Below are 15,548 nucleotides of genomic sequence, written 5' to 3'. Positions count from 1 at the left end.
TACATATGCTGTCAACTAGTAATGACGAGCAGGTGGAGGTCGGGGAGCGCATCCTCGATGCCGCCGCGAGCTGCCTGCTCGCATTGGGCATGGAGCGGGTGACCCTGGCGGCCATTGCGCGGCGTGCCGGGGTGAGTCGCCCAACGGTGTACCGGCGGTGGTCGGACAGCCGCTCGGTGATCGCGGCGCTGCTGACCGCACGGATCACCGCGGCGTGGACCGAGCTCGAGCAACCGGGAACCGGGCGTGAGGCGCTGGTGAAGCGCATCGTCGCGGTTGCGGCGCGGCTGCGCCATGACGAGGTGGTGATGCGGGTGCTGCACCACGCACCGGATCTGGCGATGGTCTACATCGCCCAGCGGATGGGGGCCAGCCAGCGGCGGCTGATCGACCTGGTGGCCGGCGAACTCGGCGGCGCCCAGGCCGCCGGCAGCGTGCGAGCCGGCGACCCGCGTGAACTTGCCGCGATGTGTCTGCTGATCACCCAATCGGCGATCCAGTCCGCGCAAGTCGTCGCGCCGATCCTCGACGAGGACGCGCTCTCCGTCGAACTGGCCTACACACTGAACAGGTATCTCTCCTGATGCCCGATAACGCCGCGCTCAACTCCGCCCGCCGCACTGCCGAACTGACCGCGCTGGCCGACGGCGCACCGGTTGACATCGTCGTGATCGGCGCGGGTATCACCGGCGCCGGCATTGCCCTGGACGCGGCCACCCGCGGGCTACGGGTGGTGTGCGTGGACAAGCAAGACCTGGCGTTCGGCACCAGCCGGTGGAGCTCCAAACTGGTTCACGGCGGACTGCGCTACCTGGCGACCGGCAATGTGGGCATCGCGCGGCGCAGCGCGATCGAACGCGGAATCCTGATGACCCGCAACGCGCCGCACCTGGTGCGGGCGATGCCGCAACTAGTCCCGCTACTGGGGTCGATGCCGCGACGGGATCGGGCCCTGGTGCGCACCGGATTTCTCGCCGGGGATGCGCTGCGCCGGTTGGCGGGCACACCGGCGACGGTGTTGCCCCGCTCGCGACGGGTCTCGGCCGAGCATGCCGTGGCGCTGGCGCCCACCGTGCGCCGCGACGGCCTCGACGGCGGCCTGCTGGCCTACGACGGGCAATTGATCGACGACGCCCGGCTGGTCACGGCGGTCGCCCGCACCGCGGCCCAGCACGGCGCGACGATCCTGACCTACGTGGCCGCATCGCACGCCACCGGCGACACGGTTCGGCTGACCGATCAGGTCTCGGGTGAGTCCTTCGACGTCACCGCCCGGGCGGTGATCAACGCGACGGGCGTCTGGGCCGCCGACATCGATGCGGCACTGCGGCTGCGGCCGAGCCGCGGAACGCACCTGGTGTTCGACGCGGCCGCCTTCGGCAATCCGACCGCTGCGCTGACCGTGCCGATTCCTGGCGAGCTCAACCGGTTCGTGTTCGCTATGCCCGAGCAGCTCGACCGGGTGTATCTGGGCCTCACCGACGAAGAGGCGCCCGGGCCGATTCCCGACGTGCCGCAACCCACCTCGGCGGAGATCTCGTTCCTGTTGGACACCGTCAATACCGCGCTGGGCACCGCCTTGAGCACGGCCGACGTCCGCGGCGCCTACGCCGGGCTGCGACCGCTCATCGATACCGGAGCAGGCCGCACCGCGGACGTCTCGCGTAATCACGCTGTCATCGAATCGCAGGCGGGTGTCTTCAGCGTGATCGGGGGCAAGCTGACCGAGTACCGGCACATGGCCGAAGACGTGCTGGACCGGGCCGTGCGCCAGCGGGCGCTGCCGGCCGGGCCGTGTCGCACGCGGGACTTGCCGCTGATCGGTGCACCCGAGAACCCGGGAGCTTACGTTCCGTTGACGGCTGCTCTTCCCAAGTCGCTGGTGCTGCGCTACGGCCGGGAGGCAGCCAATGTGTTGGCCGCCGCCACCTGCGAGCGGCCCGCAGAGGCGGTGGCCGAGGGCATCGACGTGATCCGTGCCGAGTTCGAGTATGCCGTCAGCCACGAGGGTGCGCTGACCGTCGAGGACATCGTGGACCGACGGACCCGGATCGGACTGGTGGCCGAAGACCGCGACCGCGTCGTTGAGGTGGCGCGCGAGTTTGTCGCGGCCGCCGATTGAGTTGAGCTGCAACGCCGAAGCTCGGAGTGTCGGCTTTCGGGACCCAGTACGTCATCGTATGGCGCCATTGCCGGTGGTGATCGCACTGGTTGGCTAAGGGCGGCCACGCAGAATGAGATCCCGCACCGCTGAACTGGTGTGGGGCTGCCACAGCGCCTGCAGGGGCACCAGCAGCGGCTCGTCGAGGTCGACCACGGAGACGGCGCCGTCGAGGGCCGGGCCGGGCGGTGCGGTGACGAACGCGACGGCGCGCTCGGTCAAGGCCGCCGTCTCGGGCGGGCAGCCTTGCACCCGGCTGACCCGATACTGCGGCTCGAACCCGGCACGCCGGCAGGCGTTGATCAGAAAGTCGCTGTAATAGGAGGCTCCCGGCGGCGCCCAGAGCGCGATCAGTTCGTCGGCGAGGTCGGCGATCCGGATAGCGGAGCGTGCGGCCAGTGGGTGATCGGCGGGTACGGCGGCGCGCAGCGGGTCGTAGCCGATCACCGCGCCGGCCAGCAGTTCCTGGGGCACCACGGCGCGGCGCAGCGCCAACTGCACGGCACCGTCGCGCACCCCGGCGGTGAGCAGGTCGGGAAACAGCTGCACGACCGTGAACGACGTGTCTGGCGAGGCGGCGATCGCCGCGTCGATCAGGACGTAGACGTCGTGATTGCTGATCGCAGGGGAGTGGCCGACCACGAATTCATCCGGTTGAGCGCTGGCCGCGGCGCGCGTGTGTGCCGTCAGGGTTCTCGCCGCCGCCAACAGCGAGCGGCCCTCTTCCATTAGGGTCTGTCCGGCCGGGGTCAACGTGATGCGGCGCCCGGAGCGCACCAGCAGCGTCACGCCGATTTCCTTCTCCAGCTGGTGCACCGAATGCGACAGTGCCTGCTGCGACAGGTGCAGCTCCTTGGCCGCGCTGGTGAAGCCGGCGAACTCGGCGACGGCGATGAAGTGGGTCAAGCGGCGCAGGTCCGGGACCGAGAACATCAGCTCATGCTATCCACAAACAAAGCTTGTCGATTGCGCGTATAACACTGTTTTTCATTTGTGTATTGCCCGATTAGTTTCGTGTTCAGACATAGGAGGGGACATCCATGAGTGATTTGACCGGAAAGTCGGCAGTGGTGGCCGCGGGGGCCAAGAACCTCGGCGGGCTGATCAGCACCACACTGGCCTCACACGGCGTCAACGTCGCGGTGCACTACAACAGCGACAGCTCCGAGCCCGACGCCGACAAGACCGTGGCAGCGGTGCAGGACGCCGGCGCCAAGGCGATCAAGGTGCAGGGCGACCTGACCGTTCCGGACAATGTCACCGCCCTCTTCGACGCTGCGGCCAACGCGTTCGGCGGCCTGGACTTCGCGGTCAACACCGTCGGCAAAGTGTTGCGGAAACCGATGTTGGAGACCACCGAGGCCGAGTACGACGCGATGTTCGACATCAACGCCAAGTCCGCGTACTTCTTCTTGCAGGAGGCCGGCAAGCGCCTCAACGACAACGGTTCGGTGGTGACGATCGTGACCGCGCTGCTGGGGGCGTTCACCGACGGATACTCCACCTACGCGGGCTCCAAGAGCCCGGTGGAGCACTTCACCCGGGCGGCGGCCAAAGAGTTCGGGACCCGGGGAATCAATGTCAACAGCGTCGCGCCCGGCCCGATGGACACCCCGTTCTTCTACCCGCAGGAGACACCGGAGCGCGTCGAGTTCCACAAGTCGCAGGCCATGGGCAACCGGTTGACCCGGGTCGAGGACATCGCGCCGCTGGTGGTGTTCCTGCTCGACGGCGGCCACTGGATCACCGGACAGACCGTCTTCGCCAACGGCGGCTACACCACCCGGTGAGCCGCTTACAGCGGGATGTTCTTGTGGCGGCCGCGACGGGCGGGTGCTTCAGCCAATGCCTGGGTGATCTTGCCGCGGGTGTGTGAGGGGTCGATCTTCTCGTCGACCACACCGATGTCGATGGCGCTGTCCACGCCACCGGCGATCCGCTCGTGCTCGGCGGCCAGCTCCTCGTGCAGCGCCTCGCGCTCGTGGTCGGGCGCTGCGGCCAGCTTCTTCTTGTGCAGGATGCCGACCGCGGCCTTGGCGCCCATCACCGCGACCTCGGCGTCCGGCCAGGCGAACACCTTGGTAGCGCCCAACGACCGCGAATTCATCGCAATGTAAGCCCCGCCGTAGGTCTTGCGGGTCACCAGCGTGACGCGGGGGACGGTGGCCTCACCGAACGCGTGCAGCAACTTGGCACCGCGGCGCACCACGCCACCCCATTCCTGGCCGACACCCGGCAGGTAGCCCGGCACGTCGACGATCACGATCAGCGGAATCCCGAACGCGTCGCACAACCGCACGAAACGTGCCGCCTTCTCGGCGCTCTCGGAGTTCAGGCAGCCGCCCAGCCGCAGCGGGTTGTTGGCCAGCACGCCGACGGTGCGACCGGACAGCCGACCCAGTCCGACGACCATGGACGGCGCCCACTTGGCCTGGAACTCATCGAACGGAGCGTCCGAGTCGAGCAGCCCGTTCACCAGGGGGTGCACGTCGTAGGCGCGTCGCGCCGACTCCGGCAGCAGCGCGTGCAGGTCGATCTCGCCCGCCTCGGCCTTATTGCGGTCGAAATGGCCCTGCTGGCAGAACAACCCGACCAGGCGGCGGCCCCGCTCGTAGGCGTCGAGCTCGTCGTCGGCGACGATGTGGCACACGCCGGACTTCTTGTGGTGGGTGTCGGGGCCGCCCAGCGCGGCCATGTCCACGTCCTCACCGGTGACGCTGCGCACCACGTCGGGGCCGGTGACGAACACCCGGCCCTCCGGTGCCATCACGATGACGTCGGTCAGGGCCGGGCCGTAGGCGGCGCCGCCGGCGGCGAAACCGACTACCACCGAGATCTGCGGGACGAATCCGGACGCCCGGATCATGGCCTCGAAGACGCGTCCGACCGCGTGCAGGGCTCGGACGCCCTCGGCCAGCCGGGCACCGCCGGAGTGCCACAGTCCCACGATCGGGCTCTGCTCGGCGATCGCGGTGTCGTATGCGTTGACGATGTGGTCGCAGCCCTCGATGCCCATCGCACCGCCCATGACGGTGCCGTCAGTGCAGAACGCGATGGTGCGCACTCCGTTGACGGTGCCGCCCGCGGCCAGCACGCCGGAGCGGTCACGCTCGTGCAGCAATTCCACGGTGCCGTCGTCGAAGAACGTCGACAGACGCAGCAGGGGATCGCGCGGGTCGAGCGATTCGCCCACCGTTTCGGGAGCCATAGTCGTCATCGCGCCTCTCCTTGATTTTTGATCGCGGGTCTCGCTTCTGGTCCCTCTACGGCCTTCAGTACCGGCCGAAGACGAGTGCGACGTTGTGCCCGCCGAACCCGAATGAGTTGTTGATCGCGTACTCGTAATTGCCCGGGCGCGGTTCGCCCGCGACCACATCCAGGTCGATCTCGGGGTCGAGGTTCTCCATGTTCCGGGTCGGCGGGATGACCTGTTCACGCAGGGCCATCACCGTCAGGATTGACTCGACCGCACCGACCGCGCCGACGGAGTGGCCGAGCGCCGCCTTGGGTGCGTACACCGCGGCGTTGCCGCCGTGCGGGCCCAAAGCGAGGTTGATCGCGTGGCCTTCTGCCACGTCACCCACCGTGGTTCCGGTGGCGTGCGCATTGACGTGGGTGATGTCGCCGGGTGTCAGGCCGGCGGCCTGGATCGCCCGTGTCATCGCCCGACCCGCGCTCTGGCCGTCGGGGTCTGGCGCGACGATGTGGTAGCCGTCCGAGGTGATCGAGGCACCCATGATCCGGGCGAGGATGTTGGCCCCGCGCGCCTTGGCGTGCTCCTCGGTCTCGATCACCATCAGTGCGCCGCCCTCGCCGAACACGAACCCGTTGCGGTCGCGGTCGAACGGGCGGCAGGCGCCCTCCGGGTCGTCATTGGTGGTGGACAGCACGATGCGCATCTGGGCGAACCCCGCGATCGGCACTGCTTCGATCCGGGTCTCCACACCGCCGCAGATCGCCATGTCGGCCTCGCCGAGCACGATCTGTTGCCACGCGTGGGCGATGCCCTCGGAGCCGGACGCGCAGGCCGAGATCGGGGTGATCACCCCGGCCTTCGCCTGACGGTCCAGCCCGACCGCAGCGGCCGCTCCGTTGGGCATGTACTTCTGCACGACCAACGGCGAGACCGCCTTCAGGCCGCGTTCGCGCATACCGTCATAGGCCCAGACGAGCTCCTCGGAAGAGCCCATCCCGGTACCGACCGACACCATCAGGCGCCGCGTGTCCACTTCGGGTGAGCCGGCGTGCTCCCAGGCACGCCGGCTCAGCACCAAAGCCATCTTCTGCAGGTAGGAAAGCCGACGCAGCTCGGTCCGGCTCAGCCCCTCGTCGAATGACTCCGGGGCTTCGACGAGGTGCCCGCCGATGCGAACCGGCAGGTCATACTCCTCGACGAATGAGTCGGTGAGCTTGCGTATGCCGCTCTGGCCGTCGAGCAGCTTCTTCCAGGTGTTCTCCCCGTCCGCGGCCAGTGCCGTCGTCATGGCGTAGCCGGTGACGACGACGTTGGGGAGACCCTTTCCCGTTGCCAGCGTTGACATGGCTGTTGCGAACTTCCCTCTCTGATCCGGTGTCAGTACCGCCCGAAGGCGAGCGCGACGTTGTGCCCACCAAACCCGAATGAATTGTTGATGGCGTACTTGTAGTCGCCGTAACGAGGCTCGCCCGCCACGATGTCCAGATCGATCTCGGGGTCCGGCGTCTCGTAGTTCAGCGTCGGCGGGATGACCCCGTCACGCAGCGAGAGCACCGTCAACACCGACTCCAGCGCACCGACCGCCCCAATGGAGTGGCCCAGCGCCGACTTGGGTGCGTAGACCGCGGCGTGCTGGCAACCGGCTTCCCGGATCGCGTTCGCCTCGGCGGTGTCACCGATCGGAGTCGCCGTTCCGTGCGCGTTGATGTGGTCGACGTCCTTGGCGGACAGACCCGCCAACTCCAGCGACCGCGTCATCGCACGGCCCGCCCGCTTGCCATCGGGTCCGGGAGCCACCATGTGGAAGGCGTCGGAGGTGATACCGGCGCCCATCAACCGGGCCAGCGGCTTGGCGCCGCGTGCCTTGGCGTGCTCTTCGGTCTCGATGATCATCAGCGCGCCGGCTTCACCGAAGACGAAGCCGTCCCGGTCCTTGTCGAACGGCCGCGACGCACCCTCGGGGTCGTCGTTGCGGGTCGACATCGCGCGCATCATCGAGAAGGTGGCGATCGGCAGCGCCTCGATGCCGCCTTCGACACCACCGCAGACCGCGAAGTCCGCGTCGCCCATGACGATCTGACGCCACGCGTGCGCAATCGCCTCCGAGCCCGACGAACAGGCCGACACCGGGGTGATGACCCCGGCGCGAGCGCCGAGCTGCAGACCGACCACTGCGGCCGCACCGTTGGGCATGATCATCTGAACGGCCAGCGGCGACACTTTGCGAGGGCCGCCCTCGTTCATCAGGTCATAGGTCTCGACGATCTTCTCGCCGCCACCGAGTCCGGTGCCGACGACGACGGTGAAACGGTCCGGGTCGACCTCTGGCGATCCGGCGTTCTCCCACAACCGCCCGGCGAGCAGCTTGGCCATCCGCTGGACATAGGACATCCGTCGCAGGTCCAGCCGGCCCATGTGGTCGTCGACCGGGTCCTTGAGGTGTCCGCCGATCTTGACCGGCAGATCCCACTTGGAGACGAAATCGTCCTCAAGCACATGAATGCCGCTCTCGCCGGCGAGCAGGCCCTTCCACGTGCTCTCGATGTCCGCGCCGATTGAAGTGGTGGCCTCAACGGCGGTTACCACGACATTCGGGTAACCGCCGTTGGCCGTAGAAGGCTGAGAGGACACGATTAGCTCTCGGAACCGAACTTCTCGCGCAGCGCGGCGGCGGCCTCGGGGTTCTCGGCCTCGAGCTTCTGGATGTAGCCCACCACGTCACCGACGGTGCGCAGGCCGGCGAGGTCCTCGTCCGGGATCTTCACGCCGTACTTGTCTTCGGTCTGAACCGCGATCTCCACCATCGACAGCGAGTCAATGTCCAGGTCGTCGACGAAGGACTTCTCGACGGTGACCTCGCTCGGCTCGATACCGGTCACCTCTTCGATGATCTCGGCGAGACCGGCGATGATTTCTTCCTGACTAGCAGGCACTGTGTTTCCCTTCGGTTGGATCCGCACGGGGTGTGCGGCGTGATTACTGCGTATCTGGTTGTGCAGGGTTGGAAGCGGACTCTAGAACGCGGGCAGTCCGTCCAGATCTGCGGGGGACTTGACGGCGTGCGTCGGGGTCCCCCGAAGTTCGCGTTTCGCGATGCCGGCCAGCGTGCCGGCGGGCGGAAACTCCACGATCGCGGTGACCTCGCGGGCGCGGAGCGTCTCGGTGCACAGGTCCCAGCGCACCGGCCGGGTCAGCTGCGCCACCAGGTGCTCCAACGCCTCCGCGGCCGACGTCACCGGCTGCCCGTCGCGGTTGGACAACAGGATAGCGCTGGGCTCGGAAACCCCGGCGGCGCTGACCTGCTCGACGGCGGCGGTATAGGCCTCCAGCGCCGGTGCCATGTACTGGGTGTGGAATGCCCCCGCGGTGGCCAGCTTGCGGACCCGGGCCTTGGCGGGCGGGTCTTCGGCGAGCTTGTCCAGCGCGGGCAGCGGGCCGGCCGCCACGATCTGGCCGACGGCGTTGCGGTTGGCCGGGGTCAGGTCGAGCTGCTCGAGGCGGGTCAGGACCTCGGCCTCGTCGCCGCCGAGCACCGCCGCCATGCCGGTCGGCTCGAGTGCGCAGGCCTTTGCCATCTCGCGGCCGCGGGTGGCGGCCAGCATGACGGCGTCGTCGGGGGAGATGACGCCGGCGATCGCGTAGGCGGCGATCTCACCGACGGAGTGGCCGGCCACGATCACGTCGCTGCCACTCACCGGGCCGTTGCGTCGTTCGACCAACTCGGCGTAGGCCAGCAGGGTCGCCGCCACCACCAGCGGCTGGGTGACCGCGGTGTCGGTGATCTCCTCGGCGGTCGCGGTGGTGCCCAGTGCGACCAGGTCCAAGCCGGCGATCTCCGACCAGGCGGCCAACCGCTCGCGGGCGGCATCGGCGCCGGCCGACTCCAGCCACGGCGCGAGCATGCCGGGGGTCTGAGATCCCTGTCCGGGAGCGAGCAACGCAATCACGTCTTTAAGAGAACATTGTGAAGCGCGATTTGCAGGATGTCCTAGATTATGAACATTGTCTTATGTTTTTGTGGAGACCCTACAAACCTGCCGTTCGATGCGACGTGTTCGATACCGAACTGCGACAAATGTCCGCCGTGGGTGTGCGCCTGTAGGTGTCCGGACTACCGCCGGCGGCTCACCCATCCGGGCTGACCTGAGGTTCATCGGGACGGCCGGACGACAGCGGCGGGGCCGCGTAGGTGACGTCTGCACTGCTGAAACTGGCGTGCTGCGCTTGGTTGGCCAGCCGCCCGACCGTGGCGGCAACCCGCAGGACATAGGCGTCGCGCGGCACGGCCGGATCGCGTCCGGTGAAGTCGGCGATCCGCTTGAGCCGGTAACGGACGGTATTTGGATGAACGAACAACTTGCGGGCGCAGGCCTCGATCGCGCCACCACAGTCCAGATAGGCGTCCAGCGTCTCGGTGAGCGTGGGCCCGGCCTCGGCAAGCGGCCGCATCACATCGGTGTGCAGGGCCGCGATCGCCGACGCGTCGCCGATCAGCGCCCGCTCCGGAAGCAGCTCGCGAGCCAGCACCGGTCGCGGTGCCCCGGTCCAGCCCACGACGGCGTTCATCCCCGAGATCGCCTCGCTGGCACTGTGATAGGCGGCGGTCAACATCGGCGCCGTCGGTCCGATCACCACCGGACCGTCGGAGAAGGCACCGAGCAGGTCGGCGAGGAACTTCTGGGTGGGCGTCAGCGGACCCGACACGATGGCCACCAGCCAGGTGCCGTGCACGTCGGTCAGCGCCGCCCGGCCGTGACGCTCGGCGACGTCGCGGACGTCTTGGCTGGCTTTCTGTCCGGCGAGAGCATCCGGACCCGGCGGAGCGGTGCCCACCACGACGGTGGCCGGGGCGGTGGTATCCCAGTTCAGCGCGGCCGCCCGGCTCAACAACTCCGGGCCGGTGTCCCCGCGAACCACGGCGTCCACCACGCTGGCCTCCATCCGGGAGTCCCAGGTGCCCCGGGCCTCCGCGGCGTCGGCGTAGGCGGAGGCCGCGGTGAACGCCAGATCCCGGCTGTACTTGAGGATGCCCACCGTCAGCGCGGTCACCTGCTCCTCGGAGCGGGCCAGCAGTGGCACGACCTCCTCGAAGAACTCCATGGTGACCCGCACCATGTCCACGGTGTGGCGCAGCGCGATGTGGCGGGTCAGATCCTGCGGCACCAGTGCGAACGCCTGCGCGGTGTGGCTGACATTGCCGTGCGGGTCGCGCATCCACTCGGCGAAGTTGACCACGGCGGTCTGCACCACCAATTGGACGCTGGCTCGCTGGGAGGCCTCCAAGTCGGCGAAGAACGGCAACCGCTCGCCCATCACGGCATCAGCCTGGGTGGCCAGGCGGCCCGAGTAGTTCTTCAGTCGGCGCAGGATGGCGTCCGGGACGGCGCTGAGCTGGTCCAGGGTGGAGCGCGGTAGGACCGGAACCGCCGGGTTGTCAGTCATCCCTAAAAGCTACGCCCATTTTCTGGCCACAACTGACAACCCGGCGGTCACCGAGGCTCAAGCCTCTCTAGGCCACCCCGGAATCCGACGTCTGCTCCGGGGCGGCCAACACGTCGTCGATCTGGTACTGCGTCGCCGCGCTCACCGCAACGGATGCGTCGATGGCCCCGTCGCGGCCCAGCGCCGCCAGCACCGCCACCACCACCGACTCGGCGTCGGTGTTGAAGTAGCGCCGCGCGGCCGGCCGGGTATCGGAGAACCCGAACCCGTCGGTGCCCAGGGTGACGTAATTGCCGGGCACCCACGGCCGGATCTGCTCGGGTACCGCACGCATCCAGTCCGACACCGCGACGACCGGGCCGGTGGCGTCTGCCAGTGCCTGGGTCACATATGGCACCGCGGCCGGGCGGTCCGGGTGCCGCAGCCGCTCGCGTTCGATGGTTACACCGTCTCGGTTGAGCTCACCCCAGCTGGTCACCGACCACACGTCGGCGGCCACATCCCAGTCGGCGGCCAACAGGTCGGCGGCCCGCAACGACTCGGGCACCGCCACCCCCGAGGCCAGGATCTGCGCGGTGTTCGACCGCGGTTCGGCGGCCTTGCGGAAACGGTAGATGCCGCGCAGCAGCCCTTCCGGATCGAAACCGTCGGGTTCGGCCGGCTGCACGTAGGGCTCGTTGTAGAGCGTGACGTAGAAGTACACGTTCTCCGGGTCCGGGCCGTACATGCGGTGCAGGCCGCTTTCGATGATGTGGGCGACCTCGTAGGCGAACGCGGGATCGTAGGAGACCACCGCCGGGTTGGTGGACGCCAACAGCAGTGAGTGGCCGTCGGCGTGTTGCAGCCCCTCGCCGGTCAGCGTGGTGCGTCCCGCGGTGGCCCCCAGCACGAAACCTCGTGCCATCTGATCGGCAGCCGCCCACAGGCCGTCGCCGGTGCGCTGGAAGCCGAACATCGAATAGAAGATGTAGATCGGCACCATCGGCTCGTCGTGGGTGGCGTACGACGTCCCGACCGCGGTGAACGAGGCGGTCGAACCGGCCTCGTTGATGCCCTCGTGCAGGATCTGGCCGACTTCGCTTTCCTTGTAGGCCAGCATCAGGTCGGCATCCACCGAGGTGTAGAGCTGGCCGTTGCGGTTGTAGATCTTCAACGACGGGAACCACGAATCCATCCCGAACGTGCGGGCCTCGTCGGGGATGATCGGCACCAGACGCGGGCCTAACTGCTTGTCCCGCAACAACTCTTTGAACACCCGCACGGTCGCCATGGTGGTGGCGACCTCCTGGTTGCCCGAACCCTTCTTGACCGCCGCGTAGACCTCCGAGCCCGGCAGCTGCAACGCTTTGGCCTGGGTGCGACGGTGCGGCACGAAGCCGCCCAGGGCGCGGCGCCGATCCAGCAGGTAACGGATCTCGGGGGCGTTCTCGCCGGGGTGGTAGTACGGCGGCAGGTAGGGGTTCTCCTCGAGTTCGGAGTCCGGGATCGGAATCCGCATCTCGTCGCGGAAGTCCTTGAGGTCCTGCAGCCGGAACTTCTTCATCTGGTGGGTGGCGTTACGGCCGGCGAAGTAGCTGCCCAGGCTGTAGCCCTTGATGGTCTTGGCCAGGATGACGGTGGGCTGGCCCTTGTGTTCGACGGCTGCGCGGTAGGCGGCGTGGACCTTGCGGTAGTCGTGCCCGCCGCGCTTGAGGTGCCAGATGTCCTGATCGGACAGGTTCTGTACCAGCGCCTTGGTGCGCGGGTCGCGGCCGAAGAAGTGCTCCCGCACGTAGCCGCCGTCATTGGCCTTGTAGGTCTGGTAGTCGCCGTCGGGGGTGACGTTCATCAGGTTCACCAGGGCACCGTCGCGGTCGGCGTGCAGCAGGGCATCCCACTCGCGGCCCCACACCACCTTGATGACGTTCCAGCCCGCGCCCCGGAAGAACGATTCCAGCTCCTGGATGATCTTGCCGTTGCCGCGCACCGGGCCGTCCAGGCGCTGCAGGTTGCAGTTGACCACGAACGTCAGGTTGTCCAGGCCCTCCAGCGCGCCGACGTGCAGTAGCCCGCGGCTCTCCGGCTCGTCCATCTCACCGTCGCCCAAGAAGCACCACACGTGCTGATCGGAGGTGTCCTTGATGCCGCGGTCATGCAGGTAGTGGTTGAACCGGGCCTGGTAGATCGCGTTCATCGGGCCCAGGCCCATCGACACCGTGGGGAACTCCCAGAAGTCCGGCATCAGCCGCGGATGCGGGTAGGAGGGCAGGCCGCCGCCCGGATGGCTGTGCTCCTGGCGGAAACCGTCGAGATCGTGGGGGCTCAGCCGGCCCTCCAGGAAGGCGCGCGCATAGATGCCGGGGGAGGCGTGGCCCTGGATGAACACCTGGTCGCCACCACCGGGGTGGTCCTTGCCGCGGAAGAAGTGGTTGAAGCCGACCTCATACAGCGTCGACGACGACGCGTAGGTCGAGATGTGCCCGCCGACGCCCACTCCGGGGCGCTGCGCGCGGTGCACCATCACCGCCGCGTTCCAGCGAATCCAGCTGCGGTAGCGGCGCTCGGTTTCCTCGTCGCCGGGGAACCAGGGCTCCAGTTCGGTCGGGATGGTGTTGACGTAGTCGGTGGAGGTCAGTGCGGGGATCGCCACCCGCTGCTCGCCGGCGCGTTCGAGCAATCGCAACATCAGGTAGCGGGCGCGGGCCGGGCCGGACCGGGCCAGCAGTTCGTCGAAGGACTCCAGCCACTCGGAGGTCTCGTCGGAGTCGATGTCGGGGAGGTAGGACGCCACCCCCTCGCGGATCACCCGGACCCGATCGCATTCGGTTGTGCTGCTTGGCTTTTTGGCCAGATCCTGATCTACGGCCTCAGTGGTCAACGCATTGCTCCTTGGTTCGGAGGGCAAGATGTGCCTCCCGGCTTGTGGCCAGGATGACACCGACCGATCGATTCGTCGGTCTCGTCTTTTCTATCGTGCCTCACCGGACACCCGCCCGCCGGTGGGCGAGTGCCGCGGGGTGGGCTGATCTCGGCCTGGTGGCAGGTACGCGGTAACGTCTGAAGTTGTGCTGACCCGACGGCTGACTGCCTCGCGCGCCCAGACGCGGCGACACGCTCGGGTAGGCGCGTCGGTGGCCGGTGTGGTGGCGGCATTGGCGATGGGTGTCGTCGGCTGTACCAGCATCATCGGCGGCAACCCGCAAGCCGACACCTCCGAAGCCCCGGCCTACCGCTCCTCGGTGTCGGCGTCGGTGTCGGCCTCGGAGGCCACCTCCAGCATTCGTGAGACCCAGCGCCAGCAGTCGATGACCACCCAGGCGGTCCGCGGCGCGTGCGGCCGATTCGCCTCCAGCAGCAGCGACGCCGTCGACGTGGTGAACAAGTACGTCGAGGCGTTCAACAACGGTGGCGATATCTCCGGCACCGCCGGGCCGGCGGTGGAGGCACTCAACCACAGCGCCGACGAGGTCGCCGCCGCGATCAACGAGAAGTTGTCGCAGGAGATGACCGACGCGTTCAACACCTACGCGCAGGCCGCCCGCGGTGTGGCGACCGCGATTTCATCCAAGGCGCCGGTGTCGGTGTACAACGCGCGCAAGGACGAGCTCAACCGGGCCCGGGACAAGGGAATGCAGCTGTGCAAGGCGTTCTGAGCCCCCGCTCGCACTGTCAAGCACAGCGAGCTGTGCAACGATGATTCACATCACACATAGCGCTGACGATCGAAGGAGGTCACACGGTGGTCGCGGCGGATAACGCCCCGAGCTTCGCCCGCAAACTGGGCATCGAGAGCAAGCAGTTGATCCAGGAGTTCGGCTGGGACGAGGACGCCGACGACGACATCCGTGTCGACGTTGAAGAGGCCGCCGGCAGCGAACTTCTCGACGAGGACACCGATGAGGTGGTCGATGTCGTGCTGCTCTGGTGGCGTGACGGCGATGGTGATCTGGTGGACACCCTGATGGATGCGATCACCGCCTTGGCCGACGACGGGGTGATCTGGGTGTTGACGCCCAAGACCGGTCGTTCCGGCCACGTGCAGCCCGCCGAGATCGCCGAAGCTGCGCCGACCGCCGGCCTGATGCCGACGTCGTCGGTCAACCTGGGGGACTGGAGCGCCAGTCGCCTGGTGCAGCCCAAGTCCCGCGCGGGGAAGCGTTGATGCTGGAAGTCGGCGCGCAGGCCCCTGACTTCACCCTCAAGGACCAGAACCAGCAGCAGGTGACGCTGAGCAGCTTCCGGGGCGACAAGAACGTTCTGGTGGTGTTCTTCCCGCTGGCCTTCACCGGCATCTGCCAGGGCGAACTGGATCAGCTGCGCGACCATCTGCCCAGCTACGTCAATGACGACAGCGTGGCGCTGGCGATCTCGGTCGGCCCGCCGCCCACCCACAAGATCTGGGCGACCGAGAGTGGGTTCCTGTTCCCGGTGCTCTCGGATTTCTGGCCACATGGCGCCGTCAGCGAGGCCTACGGGGTGTTCAACTCCGACACCGGCTTTCCCAACCGCGGCACGTTCGTCATCGACAAGTCCGGGGTCATCCGGTTCGCCGAGATGAAGCAGCCCGGCGAGGCGCGCGACCAGCAGCTCTGGCTCGACGCCCTGGGCGCGCTCAAGTCCTGATCGTTTTGGGCCTGGGGTACCGGTCCGGGTAACCTGCCCGGGGCAGGGGCGCGTAGCTCAGTGGTAGAGCTCTGGTTTTACACACCAGCGGTCGGCGGTTCGATACCGTCCGCGCCCACAGGTATAACTGCACTTCAAGGCCCTTTG

At 67.8% G+C, this 15,548-nt stretch carries 14 protein-coding genes and 1 tRNA gene; 7 read left to right on the top strand and 8 right to left on the bottom strand.

Translation table 11 applies throughout. The annotated features are described in order from the left end of the window. The first annotated feature begins 5 nt into the window (after positions 1 to 5). On the top strand, positions 6 to 584 hold the full coding sequence (locus LI94_RS00270) for a TetR/AcrR family transcriptional regulator (RefSeq protein WP_046299920.1): 579 nt from the start codon (positions 6 to 8) through the stop codon (positions 582 to 584). Then, positions 584 to 2,122 carry a glycerol-3-phosphate dehydrogenase/oxidase gene (locus LI94_RS00265; RefSeq protein ID WP_192830875.1) on the top strand — a complete coding sequence of 513 codons (1,539 nt, stop codon included), beginning with the start codon at positions 584 to 586 and terminating at the stop codon, positions 2,120 to 2,122. Before LI94_RS00270 ends, LI94_RS00265 begins: the two co-directional genes overlap by 1 nt. A 93-nt stretch (positions 2,123 to 2,215) precedes the next feature. Here LI94_RS00265 and LI94_RS00260 read toward each other — a convergent pair whose 3' ends face one another. Then, positions 2,216 to 3,094 (bottom strand): LysR family transcriptional regulator, encoded by an 879-nt coding sequence (locus LI94_RS00260; protein ID WP_046299919.1) that lies wholly within the window; start codon positions 3,092 to 3,094, stop codon positions 2,216 to 2,218. A gap of 107 nt (positions 3,095 to 3,201) precedes the next feature. Between LI94_RS00260 and LI94_RS00255 the strand changes: the two genes are divergently transcribed. Then, entirely contained in the window at positions 3,202 to 3,951 is a 750-nt protein-coding gene (locus LI94_RS00255; RefSeq protein WP_046299918.1) for an SDR family oxidoreductase, read from the top strand. Between the two features lie 5 nt (positions 3,952 to 3,956). Here LI94_RS00255 and LI94_RS00250 read toward each other — a convergent pair whose 3' ends face one another. From LI94_RS00250 to aceE, 7 genes are all read right to left on the bottom strand, one after another. Then, a complete protein-coding gene (locus LI94_RS00250; protein ID WP_024440587.1) occupies positions 3,957 to 5,378 on the bottom strand; it encodes an acyl-CoA carboxylase subunit beta in 1,422 nt (473 codons plus the stop codon). Positions 5,379 to 5,433: 55 nt separating this feature from the next. Then, complete coding sequence (kasB, locus tag LI94_RS00245) at positions 5,434 to 6,702, bottom strand: 3-oxoacyl-ACP synthase KasB (protein ID WP_024440586.1); 1,269 nt, start codon at positions 6,700 to 6,702, stop codon at positions 5,434 to 5,436. A gap of 32 nt (positions 6,703 to 6,734) precedes the next feature. Next, positions 6,735 to 7,988: a 3-oxoacyl-ACP synthase KasA gene (gene kasA, locus LI94_RS00240; RefSeq protein ID WP_024440585.1), complete on the bottom strand. Its 1,254-nt coding sequence runs from the start codon at positions 7,986 to 7,988 to the stop codon at positions 6,735 to 6,737. Positions 7,989 to 7,990: 2 nt separating this feature from the next. Continuing rightward, complete coding sequence (acpM, locus tag LI94_RS00235; protein ID WP_024440584.1) at positions 7,991 to 8,290, bottom strand: meromycolate extension acyl carrier protein AcpM; 300 nt, start codon at positions 8,288 to 8,290, stop codon at positions 7,991 to 7,993. 81 nt (positions 8,291 to 8,371) lie between these two features. Then, complete coding sequence (locus LI94_RS00230) at positions 8,372 to 9,304, bottom strand: ACP S-malonyltransferase (RefSeq protein ID WP_081654432.1); 933 nt, start codon at positions 9,302 to 9,304, stop codon at positions 8,372 to 8,374. Positions 9,305 to 9,482: 178 nt separating this feature from the next. Next, complete coding sequence (locus LI94_RS00225) at positions 9,483 to 10,799, bottom strand: PucR family transcriptional regulator (protein ID WP_024440582.1); 1,317 nt, start codon at positions 10,797 to 10,799, stop codon at positions 9,483 to 9,485. Between the two features lie 67 nt (positions 10,800 to 10,866). Further along, on the bottom strand, positions 10,867 to 13,656 hold the full coding sequence (aceE, locus tag LI94_RS00220) for a pyruvate dehydrogenase (acetyl-transferring), homodimeric type (protein ID WP_046299917.1): 2,790 nt from the start codon (positions 13,654 to 13,656) through the stop codon (positions 10,867 to 10,869). Between the two features lie 253 nt (positions 13,657 to 13,909). Here aceE and LI94_RS00215 point away from each other — a divergent pair, with 253 nt between their 5' ends. The 4 genes from LI94_RS00215 (at position 13,910) to LI94_RS00200 (ending at position 15,519) form a co-directional block, all read left to right on the top strand. After that, on the top strand, positions 13,910 to 14,431 hold the full coding sequence (locus LI94_RS00215) for a hypothetical protein (RefSeq protein WP_231383965.1): 522 nt from the start codon (positions 13,910 to 13,912) through the stop codon (positions 14,429 to 14,431). A gap of 86 nt (positions 14,432 to 14,517) precedes the next feature. Then, positions 14,518 to 14,940, top strand: a complete 423-nt coding sequence (locus tag LI94_RS00210; protein WP_024440579.1) for a DUF3052 domain-containing protein — start codon at positions 14,518 to 14,520, stop codon at positions 14,938 to 14,940. Next, entirely contained in the window at positions 14,940 to 15,401 is a 462-nt protein-coding gene (locus LI94_RS00205) for a peroxiredoxin (RefSeq protein ID WP_024440578.1), read from the top strand. The genes LI94_RS00210 and LI94_RS00205 overlap by 1 nt, the downstream gene beginning before the upstream one ends. Positions 15,402 to 15,447: 46 nt before the next feature. Then, positions 15,448 to 15,519: transfer RNA gene (locus LI94_RS00200), tRNA-Val, on the top strand. Positions 15,520 to 15,548: the final 29 nt, after the last annotated feature.

The sequence above is a fragment of the Mycobacterium sp. UM_Kg27 genome, assembly GCF_000972905.1.
GTDB lineage: Bacteria > Actinomycetota > Actinomycetes > Mycobacteriales > Mycobacteriaceae > Mycobacterium.
The sequence above is the reverse complement of the archived record's forward strand: the minus strand, read 5'-3'. Positions and strand labels throughout refer to the sequence as shown.